The following is a 12,419-nucleotide window of genomic DNA, read 5'->3' as shown; positions in this document are numbered from 1 at the left end:
CCTTTTAAAAAGCCCATTGATTAATCAATGGGCTTTTTCGACCTATAGAAAGCATTACATTTTATTTAACCTGTATATGTCATATTTTTCACTTCAGAATCGTTTTTAAAGAACCATTTCATCATAGGCGGAGTAACAATCGTTGTAATTAAAACAACGACGACGATTATTGCAAACATATCTTGCGTCAATAATTTGGATTCAAGTCCTATAGCTGCAATGATTAGAGCTACTTCTCCTCGAGATACCATTGCCGAACCAATACCTAAGGAACTGTTCCAATTGAATCCAGCTAGTTTTGCTCCGATGGATGCACCTATTAGTTTAGTTAAGATAGCAACAACGCTTAAAAAAACGATTAATCCCATATTGTCCATAATGCCAGAAAACTGAGCAGTAACCCCAATAGACGTAAAAAAAACTGGAACAAAGATTGAATAACTAATGGTTTCAACCTTTTTAAATACTTCATGCTTAAATTTAGTTACGCTGATGACACCTGCTATATATGCACCAATTATTGCTGCAACGCCTGTATATTCGGCTAGGTAGGCGATGTTACTGCCTCTGTCAATTTTAAGAATGAACAACAATTTAAGAATTAAGGTACTGCTTTCCATCTAACAAATTACTTTGGGATGGAGGAATTTTTCTCTAGCTGTCATATGACGCTAGAGATATCAAAAAGCCAAGGCTTTCTTAGAAAACGCTTGGCTACTTGTCTATTTCTTCTCCTATTTGCATAAAAATGACTTTAGTTTAAAGGTATAAGAGGGCACTTCATTAGACACCTCTTATTTGGTTACAGTAGAGGCAGATTTTAAAGTAGAGCCACTCCGTGCATATGCACCAGCTTGTTCAAACTGTTTGTGATTAGGACGTACCCCTGTGTAAAGAACAAACTGCTCTAATGCTTGGATAGCGAAAACTTCTGCACCAGTAATGGTTTTCTTCCCCTTTTTATTTGCATAACGGATAAGAGGAGTTTCAGGAGGAAGCGCAACTACATCAAAGACTGTCTCAGCCTGATCAATCGCTTCTGGTGTGAATGAGAGGTCTTCGGATTCTGGACCACCTTCCATACCTATTGGTGTCACATTCACCAATAAGTCCGCACGTATAGATCCTAACTCTTCTTTCCACTCATAGCCATAGTTTTGTGCTAAGGTACGTCCTGCCACTTCATTTCTCGCAATGACAAAACCTGAATGAAACCCTGCGTCATGAAGAGCGCATAATACAGCTTTAGCCATACCTCCACTGCCGCGTAAAGCAAACACCGAATCGCGACTGACTTTGTGTTGATCAAGCAATTGGGAAACAGCTATATAGTCAGTGTTATAGGCTCGTAGTTTCCCGTTGTTATTAACAATTGTATTCACAGAATCGATGGCAGTTGCTGATTCATCTAATTCATCTAAAAACGGAATACAGGCTTCCTTATAAGGCATTGAAATAGCACATCCACGTATTCCTAATGAACGGATGCCTCCAATCGTTGCTTCCAAATCATTCGTTGTAAAAGCTTTGTACATAAAGCTCAAGTTTAATTCATTGTACAAATAGTTATGAAACCGAGTACCAAAATTTCCAGGTCGTTCTGCAAGGGACATACAAAGTTGAGTATCCTTATTAATTTCTACCTTCATCATTATTACCTCCATAAAATAGTATATTTTCATCTTTTATGTTAGTAGATTCTCTTCCTAATATCAGAGACTTTATGCTATCAGGAAACTGTTGAAGATATATAATCAAAGATTTAGAGTAGAAATTCCCCCTCTTTTATCTATTTGTTTAAGCATCAGTTCAGCTGTTTCTTCTGTAGTGACCAAGGCATTTAAATAACCGCCGTTTAGTGCACCGATAATGGCTAAAGCTTTCTCCGGAGACTCTGCAATGCCTACTGAGTATCTGGTTTTTTTTAGACGTTCTAAATCAATAGAAATCGTACGATCCGAAAGACTTGTATGTACTTGTTCACCATTTAATGTATAAAAATGAGAACAGATATCACCATATACATTTGCTGAGTTGAGTTCTTCGTAAAACTCTTCTCCATAAAAACCTTTCCACGTAGAGCTTCCTGAAAGGGAAGGGGAACCTACTCCAACTAAAGCAACTGTTACAGAATTCCAGTCTTGTTTTAGCGTTTGAAAATGAGCCGAATTTCTAATGTCTTCAGCCATTTGCTCATTCTCTGTTATAGCAGGAAAATCAATTAATTTTGATTTTGCATTAAATATTTCTGAGGCTTTGTAAACAATTGTATTGACGTGATATTTGCTTTCCAAGTTTCCAGAAGGTCCTCCTACTAGTGGAACAAATAACAAATTCTGTTCTTTATTTGTTCCTAGTTGGTCAACAGTTGCTGCTAATGAGCTTCCCCACGAGAAACCCACAATATCATTGTCCATAATAATACGCTTTAATAATTGCGCAGCGCTCTTACCAAGGGATGTTAACTTCGCTTGCAATGACTTGTCTTTTTCACAAGGAACCACAATTACTTCTTTTAATCCAAACCTATTCATTAGTTCTTGTTCGATGTCGAAATTTTTAGATAAATTGTAATCTATACTAACCTTAACAATACCTTCTTCTCTCATTTTCTTCAGCATCCTACTAATGGAAGTACGATTGATGCTCAATTCTTTCGCTATTTGGCTTTGTGTCATATCTTCTTCATAGTACATATGAGCAATTTTAATCATAAGTCGCACTTCTTCGTCCGTGTAAGTCAAAATTACACCTCCTTATATGCACATTTGTTCAAAGTTGAATAAATGTGCAATCATTAAACTGAATATACACCTATGCTATTTTAATGTCAATGATTGTAGCGAAAACTGCCTCAGTACTTCAATTTCCCCACAAAATATGAAGAAATAATTAGTTTAATTTATTTAGCGTTTCGACCTCTTTTTGAAAATCCCCAGTAAACTCATAGATTGCTGCTTCAGCTTTGTTATTTTGTGTGTAATTAGGTAAATTACAAAACGACAACAAAAAAAGCCCTGCGAATAAATACAGAGTTTTTTACAATGGTACTATTATTATTCATTATTTTATTATAATTAAAAGTAATATATTGTCGTATATTTCAGTTAACATGATGATTGTAAGAAGTGATAAAAGTTCGGAAAAGTATACATTTACGGACTTTTAGTTTATATAAGGAATTTATCATTTTCGGCGTTCGTTTAAGTTTTAAAACAAATTACGAACGTCTTCTGTTAAATATACACTTTTGCGAACGTTTTGATCAAAGTAAGAGGAAATTATACGGAAAAAATTGTATTTTCGCTTCTGGATTCTGTTATATAAACTTTATCGTCTAATATATTTAAAACCCCAGTAATCTAACTCGCTCTATTTTGTAATATAAACAATTACTTTTCCCTTTCTTATTATTCTCCTGAAAACTCTTGAATTAAAAATTGCCATTGGAACTAATTGTGGTCTCTTTTTGAAAAACATACACTTTTTAAACCTAACACACTATAAAATGATAATATATGGTATTGTAGTTACATATAACCACTACAAAAGTTTTAATATACCTCAAGAGTTTTGGATTAGATATATTCAGATTCTTGTAAAATATTGTAGTGAACAAGAACTATATATTTTAAAATGAAGAACTTGATAATTATTGAAGAAACAAATGTCTCAGGTGTAATGGATTTCTTTAGAGATTCCTTAATATTCCTCATCAAATAATCTACTTAGACAACTGAATCTTTAGTTTCTCCAGCGAATAAGTGCACCTTATTTTGTTTTATAATTTGCGTTTTTTAGGCATGATTTTTAAATAGGTTCTGTAAATTCACTGATGGCGCTTTTCTATACTGAATTAATTATTACAAAAAATGTAATCGTTTTTTTTACTATTATTTTGAAATTATAAATATGTATAAAATATTAGAAATTTAGGTTAAGGAATTCATATCTAAAGGAGGAACATTTTATGTTTATTGAAAAGTTAAATATAAAAAATTATAAGAAGTTAAAGAATGTAGTAATTTGTTTATCCCAAAAGCAAAATCTATTTATCGGTCCTAATAATAGTGGAAAAACTTCAGCTATCGAAATTCTAGTGAAATTTTTGACAAATAAAAGATCTTTTAATATTTACGATGTAACGATAAGTAATTGGAATAGACTGGACTATCTATTTAATTTATATTATTCCAAACGAAATCAAGGTGAACAGGCTATAGAATTAACAGAATTATATAGCAATATGATGCAACTACTTCCTACTTTAAAGGTCACTTTGAATGTAGAAGAAACAGAATTATATCATGTTAAATCTTTAATTCCATATTTAAACACAGAATGTACTAGAGTAGCTGTAACTTATACTTATGAACCTATTAATTTCGAAAAATTAATACTGGACTATAAAAATTTTCAACATTCAGTGCATAAATGGAAGCAGTATTCTTTAGAAAGTTATCAAGTAGCACCAGAAGATTTAGATGAAATAGCAGAAGATCATTGGCCAAGTAATTTCAAGTCTTTCTTGGCAACTGATAGCAGATTCAAAAAATATTTCATGATTAAGGCTTATATTTCTAATCCAGATATTGAGGATGGTGATATTTATGACGAATCAACTAGTTTAACTACAAACCCTTTAAAAAATATTGTTAAAGTTAGTGTAATTGGTGCACAAAGAGGATTAATAGATTCTAATGAGGATGGAGATACTATTGATGGAACAAAAGTTAACATAGATAATACAAGGAAATTATCTAAACTATTTTCCAATTATTATAGTGATTATTTGAATCCAATTAATAAGTATTCAGAGAAAGACTATGAAATTTTAAATGCTGTAACAAATTCTAAAAAAGCTTTTAAACAACATTTAGAAGAAAGTATTAAGCCTATCCAAAAGAAGATGGGTGAATTAGGATATCCAGGATTCGGTAGCCCTTCAATTACTGTACGTCCGCATATAAATTTATCAGATTCCATTAAGGGAGAGGCCAGTCTTTTATTAAATACAAATAAAGATGGTATTAATAATGAACAATATTTTTTGCCTGAGCACAACAATGGCTTAGGGTATCAAAATTTAATTGCAATGTTTTTTAAATTGAATATCTTTAAGCAAGAAAGGCTAGCCTTTGGTGGTGAAGGTGAAGAAATTATCGAGCCACTTCACTTAGTATTAATAGAAGAACCAGAAGCACATCTACACGCTCAAGCTCAAAAAGTATTTATTGATAAAGCATATGAATTAGTTAAAGTATCGTCAAAAGAGACCGGAGTCGAAGTGTCTCTTGTTACTCAGTTACTTATTAGCACCCATTCAAGCCATATTACATATAAGGCTGATATTGATGAATTAATTTATTTTAACAGACAATTAAAAGAGGATGTTTTTTCTTCTGAAGTAGTAAGTTTGAGGGACGTTCATTTGGATCCCATAACAAGCTTTAGTGAGGAAGGTGAGCGATTAAAAGGGCTGTCCAATAGAAGGTTCGTTCAAAAGTATTTACAATTATATGAGCATGATTTGTTTTTTGCCGATGGGGTTATTCTAATTGAAGGTGTGTCTGAGAGAATATTATTACCAGAACTAATTAGGCAACATACCAGCAGTTTAACAAGTCGCTATATAACGATATTGGAAGTTGGGGGAGCATATGCTAATAGATTTATACCTTTTTTAAAGTTAATAAATCGACCTACATTAATTATTACAGATATAGACTCTGTAAAAATGACTGGAGGAAAAACTCATATAGATATAAGTAATGAAGAATTAAAGTCCTCTAATGCCACTATTAACAATTGGTTTATGAAAACTAAGGTTGAACGAAAATTGCATAAAAGATACGCAACAAATAAGAGAGTGTCTGAATCGATTTTAGATGACAAATTAATTCATCAGCTTATTGATAAAGGTGAAAAGGATAAGGTAGATGGTCCTATTCGTTTAGCATATCAATATGAAAAATATAGTGAGAACGTCTATGCTAGAACTTTTGAAGATGCTGTAGCGCTTGAAAACTTCGAATTGTTTAGTCAGTTAAATGTTGAGGATAATAGCTTCAGTAATCTTATTTTAAATATTAGTGCGTTATTTAAGGAGATAGGAGATGTAAGTAAAGTAAATAATCAACATTCAGAAAAATTATTTGGATTTATTAATGATAAGAATGTAAAATCGGAATTTGCTTTAGATTTACTCTTTATCGATGAGGATAAACCTTTAAAATGTCCACAATATATTTTAGAAGGATTATTGTGGTTAGAGAATCAACTTGCAAACAAAACTGAAGGGGACAAAAAGGGAGAAGAAGATAAAACTGAAGGGGAAGATATACATGCAACTGTACAATACCAAAGATGATCATATTGATGATTTACTTAAGTCGTATGCTTCTTTAACTAATCCTAAAAGTTTCTTCTTAAATGCGGGCGCAGGTGCAGGTAAAACACGTTCTTTGGTAAATCTACTGATTAATATAACTAATAATAGTGGTGCTTACCTGAAGAAAACTAATAAAAAAATCGCTGTTATAACATATACAAAAGTCGCTAGTGAAGAGATAATATCTAGGGTTCCTGAAAATACATTATTTGACATTTCAACAATTCATAGCTATGTATGGAGCTTGATAAAGGGATACAACAGTAATATTAAAGAATCATTGCTTCATTTTTGTAATACAGAAATAACAGCATATGAAGTAGAAGGAAAATTGACCAAAAGTAAACAAGCAAAATTGAATGTCCTTTATGCAAAAAGAGAGGAAATTGGAGGGAGAAAAATCTTTAACTATTCTCCGGATAGCTCAGCAAACGAAAAAGGGTCTTTAACTCATTCCGAAGTATTAAAAATATTTAGTTATTTATTAGAGACAAACCTATTATTTAGAAAGCTTGTTTGTTATAAATATCCTGTTATATTGATTGATGAGTGTCAGGATACAAATAAAGAGGTATTAGATTCATTTTTAAGATTAAATAGGGAAAACAAAATATGTTTGGGTCTTTTTGGTGACATAATGCAAAGAGTTTACCTAGATGGAAAGGCTGATTTAATTCAATCACTAAACGGATTAGAAATGCCAGAAAAAAAGGTAAATTGGAGAAGTCACGAAAGAATAATAAAGTTTACGAATAACCTCAGAAAAAATATTGATAGCTTAGAACAAGAAGTTTGTTCTGAAGATAAAAAAGATAAAGGATTAATTCGAATATGCCTTATTAATCATGATGCGAACCGGGATACTGTTGAACAAAATGTACTATTAAATATTAGAGAACAAATTTCATGTGAAAATATAGATACTGAGTACAATCCCTATAAATTAGTATTAGAGCATAGATTAGCATCAGAGAGGAATAATTTTTTAAACTTATACGATGCATTTAAGTCTTCTAAAGACACAGCCAATGCAATTGATGGAGTTTCAAAAGAACACACATTTTTTAAGCAAATAGTAATACCATTGTATGAGGCTTGGAAAGAAGATAACAATTTTAATTTGAATCGATTGCTAAATACACACAGTTATAGATTTGAAGAATTAAAAGAAAACAACAGCGATTCCTTTAAAATATTAAAGGATATAGGAAAAGATTTTCAAAAGATATTAGAAGCATTTAATGACGACGTTACTGTGGGCAACATATGTGAAAGATTCCTTGAATCAAATTTATTTGAAGTTCCACCAAAATTAAAAAATGATTTCCAAGAAGAAACAGGCTGGAATACTGCTTTCGAAGTCAAGTTTATAGAGTTGGTTAATTTTTATAAATATATTAATGGAATTTCACATATTGTTACGCAGCAAGGTTCAAAAGGATTGGAATATAACCATGTTCAAGTCATAATCGATGATTTTAGTGCTAAGGGTCGTTTATTTAGCTATGAAAAATTGTTTGGTGTAAAAGAGAAATCAAGAACAGATATAGATAATGAAAATAAAGGTAAAGAGACAACTTTAAATAAAACAAATCGCTTATTTTATGTAGCATGTAGTCGAGCGATTAAATCGTTAGTATTGATTATCTATACATCTGACCAGCAAAAAGTGAAAGATTTTTTTATAAACAATGAATTTGTAAGTGAGGAAGAAATTTTATTTTTATAATCTTTGAACACACTAAAATTACTTTCTTAAGCGTTTAAAAACTCTAAGTGAACTTCTTTCTTCTAGTGGTTATTCATTTGTTTTATTTAAAATCTACTTCCTATAATCAAACTTATGGTAACTAAACTAGAAAATAAAAAGCCTGGATCTCCTTAGATACAGGCTTTTTCCCAACTCTGTTGTTTAAGTAGAAAAAAGTACTTACTTTAAATTCAAGGTTACTTTCTTATTTAGATATGGAGATGTAAAAGTTACTGTTTGTTCATTTCCCCATTGTGCATCATGAGCTCCTAAAACATTTAAATCGCTCATATCCGTATTTCGAGTCATAACATGAAGAGGTTCTTGATTTATTCGTTTTTTCACCAAAGGGAATTCCGTTTGTTTATAAAAATCATAGTAATGATTAGTTTCTCCAAGACTCCAATTAGAATAACTAATAATAAGTTTTTGGTTATTCTTAGGGGAACTTAGATCATAATAGTCAACTTTATTAGTATAAAAGAACGTGAACCACCCAACGATTGCTATAGGTACAATAAAAAACGGCCCAATTACTCCCCAAAACACTTTAGACTCTTTTGTTTTGCTAACGGTTATAAGGACTATGTATAAATAGATAAAGTGTAGAACAAATATCAGAAAATATATCGAAACCTGTGAAGAGAAAACGTATAGGCTCTTTAGTGCTAAAAGATAAAAGAATAGATCTATAGAAAGAAGGATGATAGCTAACATTTTTAGTATACTCTTATTATTTTTATACTTCATTGACTACGAACCCTCCTCCTTTTAATTTAGAAATGTTAAATATCGCTGCTATTAATATCAAGTGAGTAGCTACGAGGTATATAATTTTGGACTTTTCCAGGTGAGTTAAATAGATCACTCTTACTGAATATCGTAAATCCAACCTCTTCCACATCCACAAATGTATCGACTTTATCTATATCGACATTTTTAAATTCTATAGGTTTATTCCATTGTCTCGAAGGAATTAAATCCTGCTCTACAATACCTTCTCCGTAGAAAATGAATATACTCAGTCCATTATTAACTAATTCTTCTGCTAATCCACTAACATGGCTCAATTTTTCTTCAGAATCAACTTTAATAATAGCACCATCTAATGAATGCTCATAAAAAGGAATTTTATTTTTAATCAATGTTTCTTTTCCATGTCCACAGAGCATTGAGTCTAAAACAAAAAAAACAGGCAAACCAAACATTTTTCGAACTAAAGAGATGATCAGATCATGATTAATGTCCCTAATCCCTACAGTAATAGATACAAATTTATCTTCTGGAAAGTCAAAACTATCAATTATACTTTGGTCTGAATATTGCACAAGATATTCTTTTTTCAACATTTATCCCCCTTTAGGGTTTAGTCTTTTTGAACTCTTACTATTACGTTATGTAGTAGTTACTTCTGTTAATGTAACAATAAATTCTATGCAAGTGATAGCAATAATCGGGAAAAATTTAGAATTTTTATTGGATAAAGAACGTTTGTTCGTATATAATAGAGAACAAACGTTCTTTATCTAAGGAGTTCTTTCAATGGATTATGCCCAGCTACCAAACAGAGTCATTATATGCATCGACATGAAAGCATTTTTTGCTTCAGTTTCTTCTGTCATACGGGGGTTAGATCCGCTGAAAACAAAGCTTGCGGTGGTAGGAGATATCAAACGGTCTGGATCGGTTGTGTTAGCTGCCACACCTTTATTAAAGAAAAAAGGAATCAAAACAGGAAGTCGTCTTTTTGACATCCCTAAAAGGAAAGATATCCATGTGGTGAATCCATCTATGGAAAGGTATATCAAGGCTTCGAACTATATTTCTAGTTTGGTGTTACAGTATGTGGCTCCTGAAGACTTTCATGCGTATAGCATTGATGAGTTGTTTATTGATGCGACAGCTTCGTTGCATTTGTTCGCTAAAACACCAGAAGAATTAGCTCATAAAATCATCAACGAGATTTACCGTAAGACACGGCTGACAGCTGCCGCAGGCATCGGTCCCAATCTCTTACTGGCAAAAGTGAGCTTAGATCATGAGGCTAAGAATAGCCCAACAGGAGTTGCGTATTGGCGATATGAGGATATTCCCTTTAAACTGTGGTCCATTCATCCGATGAAGGATTTCTGGGGAATTTCGTCTGCTACGGAAAAACGCTTGAATCGTCTGGACATTTACTCTATAAAAGAACTCGCTCTTTCTTCCAAAGAGATGTTACAAAAAGAATTTGGCATTCTGGGTGAAGAGTTGCATCAACACGCGAATGGGATTGATTACAGTCGCATTTCTGATGTGTACATTCCTAGCTCTCGTTCATTTGGAAAAAGTCAGATTCTATTCCATGATTATATAAACCGAAAAGAAGTGGAGTTATTGCTGTTGGAGCTATTGGACGATATCTGTTTTCGTTTGCGGATGCATCAAGTCGTGGCCCAAACTATTCATCTATCGATTGGCTACAGCAAGCAAACAAGCGGAGGGTTCTCAAGACAAAAGAAAATGGGGCGAGCTTCGAACTTAAGCGAAGATATCTTTCCGTATTGTTTAACAATCTTACATACATATGATAGCGGAATGCCGATTCGCTCCATTGGTATTTCTTTATCGAACACACGCATTCAAGAAGAAGAACAAATGAGCTTATTTGAGGATATTGATCAGCGGGAAAGAGCCTATGCACTTGCAAAAACGATTGATGACATTCGTCTTCGTTATGGAAAGAATAGCGTTCTACGGGCCTCAAGCTATCTCGAGCATTCAACAGCTCGTTATCGAAACGGCCTTCTAGGAGGTCATAAAGCATAAAGGAGGAAGCTGCTATGCAGAACAGAGGAATGAAAAAATGGCGACCGTTCGCCACTATGCCAGAGCAATACAAAGGATTACAGGAAATTATAAAAAAACAAGCAGAAATACCACAACCTTTTTTAACAGAAGATCAAATGGAACAGATTAATTTCACTTTGATTGAAGCGCTTCATACACATAAAAAAGTGTACCTGACGTATTACAAGCATGGGCAGTGTATAACAGAAACAGGAGTTATTCAGTTTGTTGATTCTCTAGGAGGATTATTTGTTTTTATAGATGAGGGGGGTAACCAGGCGAATAAAATGAGGTTAAGCGAGCTAATTGATGTTCGTTTCATGTAGTAGAAAGTAATAAAACAGTTTATTTACATAAGATTCCCATACATAATTAGTATAAGCTTAAAAAGTACAGGATCATTTTCATAGATTCATTTAGTAATGTTATATAAGGAGGCCTTTAAAATGAAGCAGGTTTGGCATGAATTTGAACAGTGGTTGAGAATAAATCGGCCAGAAGCAGTAGGAACACTTAACGAAGCAGCTGCTGAATCAGAAATTGCAGCGGTTGAACAAAAGATGGGACTAACCTTCCCCCAAAACCTTAAAGACTGGTTAATGATACATAATGGACAGAGCGATGAGTATATAGGAGTTATTGAAAATTATACTCTATTACCTCTAGAGGAGATTCTGTATACGTGGCAAACCTTAAAAGAGCTTTTAGACGGAGGAGAATTTGAAGATTTTCCAGAAGTAGAACCTGTTGGACCAGTGAAAAAAGAATTGTGGTGGAACCCGCGTTGGATTTCGATTGCCACGAATGGGGGAGGAGATGATATTTGTATAGACTTGGATCCTGATGAAGGAGGAAAAGTCGGCCAAATTATCACCTTTTGGCACGATTGGGAACAGCGCGAAGTAATAGCAGACAGCTTAGATGAATGGGTAATGGCCACGATAAATCATACAGATCATTAAAGGGGAGAAGCAAATGATAAAGCCGGATATAGAGAAAATCTATAAAATTCTTAAAGCACTTCCAGGTACGTCGGTGAAAGTAGAATTTGAAGATGAAGTGGGAGAAATTCTTTCTACTCCTTATTATATCTATCTTAAAAGCGAGTTTTTAGATGGACAATTAGGCTATAGAGAAGATCTAGAAGCCAATTCCCTTATAGGGAATCAAGAAGGAGATTGGCAAGAAAGCTGGTTTGTCATAGGGTATGATGAAGAAATCGGCGGTGACCCGCTTTTTATTGATATAGCGAATGAAGATTATCCAGTTTTTACAGCTGAACATGGTATGGGTGAATGGGACGCTTTAGAAATGTATGATTCTCTAGAAGAGTTTGTAGAAGATGTTACTTAATTATGGCTTCGTTAAAAGATTTTGATAAGAGTACGGACATAAGAGGATAGATAGTAGTTTAATATCTACCTAGCTGTCCTCTTTTGTAGTACCTAT

General features: G+C 33.1%; 10 protein-coding genes and 1 pseudogene. 6 read left to right on the top strand and 5 right to left on the bottom strand.

The annotated features are described in order from the left end of the window. Positions 1-65 precede the first annotated feature (65 nt). From ACRPLY_RS04515 to ACRPLY_RS04505, 3 genes and pseudogenes are all read right to left on the bottom strand, one after another. A pseudogene (locus ACRPLY_RS04515) lies at positions 66-554 on the bottom strand (cation:proton antiporter); the annotation flags it as partial. A 240-nt stretch (positions 555-794) separates the two neighbouring features. Beyond that, complete coding sequence (locus ACRPLY_RS04510; protein WP_432231610.1) at positions 795-1,652, bottom strand: shikimate 5-dehydrogenase; 858 nt, start codon at positions 1,650-1,652, stop codon at positions 795-797. Between the two features lie 102 nt (positions 1,653-1,754). After that, positions 1,755-2,744, bottom strand: coding sequence for a sugar-binding transcriptional regulator (locus ACRPLY_RS04505; protein WP_321201906.1), 990 nt, complete (start codon positions 2,742-2,744; stop codon positions 1,755-1,757). Between the two features lie 1,226 nt (positions 2,745-3,970). Between ACRPLY_RS04505 and ACRPLY_RS04500 the strand changes: the two genes are divergently transcribed. Together ACRPLY_RS04500 and ACRPLY_RS04495 are read left to right on the top strand one after the other, a co-directional pair. Further along, positions 3,971-6,370, top strand: coding sequence for an AAA family ATPase (locus ACRPLY_RS04500; RefSeq protein ID WP_432231609.1), 2,400 nt, complete (start codon positions 3,971-3,973; stop codon positions 6,368-6,370). Then, positions 6,345-8,120, top strand: a complete 1,776-nt coding sequence (locus ACRPLY_RS04495; protein WP_432231608.1) for a UvrD-helicase domain-containing protein — start codon at positions 6,345-6,347, stop codon at positions 8,118-8,120. The genes ACRPLY_RS04500 and ACRPLY_RS04495 overlap by 26 nt, the downstream gene beginning before the upstream one ends. A gap of 201 nt (positions 8,121-8,321) precedes the next feature. Here ACRPLY_RS04495 and ACRPLY_RS04490 read toward each other — a convergent pair whose 3' ends face one another. Continuing rightward, complete coding sequence (locus ACRPLY_RS04490; RefSeq protein WP_432231607.1) at positions 8,322-8,891, bottom strand: hypothetical protein; 570 nt, start codon at positions 8,889-8,891, stop codon at positions 8,322-8,324. 35 nt (positions 8,892-8,926) lie between these two features. Then, entirely contained in the window at positions 8,927-9,490 is a 564-nt protein-coding gene (locus ACRPLY_RS04485; RefSeq protein ID WP_432231606.1) for a hypothetical protein, read from the bottom strand. A gap of 193 nt (positions 9,491-9,683) precedes the next feature. Between ACRPLY_RS04485 and ACRPLY_RS04480 the strand changes: the two genes are divergently transcribed. From ACRPLY_RS04480 to ACRPLY_RS04465, 4 genes are all read left to right on the top strand, one after another. Next, complete coding sequence (locus ACRPLY_RS04480) at positions 9,684-10,949, top strand: damage repair protein (RefSeq protein WP_432231605.1); 1,266 nt, start codon at positions 9,684-9,686, stop codon at positions 10,947-10,949. 14 nt (positions 10,950-10,963) lie between these two features. After that, positions 10,964-11,296 (top strand): YolD-like family protein, encoded by a 333-nt coding sequence (locus ACRPLY_RS04475; RefSeq protein ID WP_098112796.1) that lies wholly within the window; start codon positions 10,964-10,966, stop codon positions 11,294-11,296. A 120-nt stretch (positions 11,297-11,416) separates the two neighbouring features. Next, entirely contained in the window at positions 11,417-11,932 is a 516-nt protein-coding gene (locus ACRPLY_RS04470; RefSeq protein WP_432231604.1) for an SMI1/KNR4 family protein, read from the top strand. A gap of 13 nt (positions 11,933-11,945) precedes the next feature. Further along, the gene (locus ACRPLY_RS04465) at positions 11,946-12,323 is read left to right on the top strand and encodes an SMI1/KNR4 family protein (RefSeq protein WP_033578685.1); all 378 of its coding nucleotides are present in this window, start codon (positions 11,946-11,948) and stop codon (positions 12,321-12,323) included. Positions 12,324-12,419: the final 96 nt, after the last annotated feature.

This window comes from Priestia sp. TGN 0903 (genome assembly GCF_050846855.1).
Taxonomy (GTDB): Bacteria; Bacillota; Bacilli; order Bacillales; family Bacillaceae_H; genus Priestia; species Priestia zanthoxyli.
Note: the sequence above shows the minus strand (reverse complement) of the source record. Positions and strands in the feature narration are given on the sequence as shown.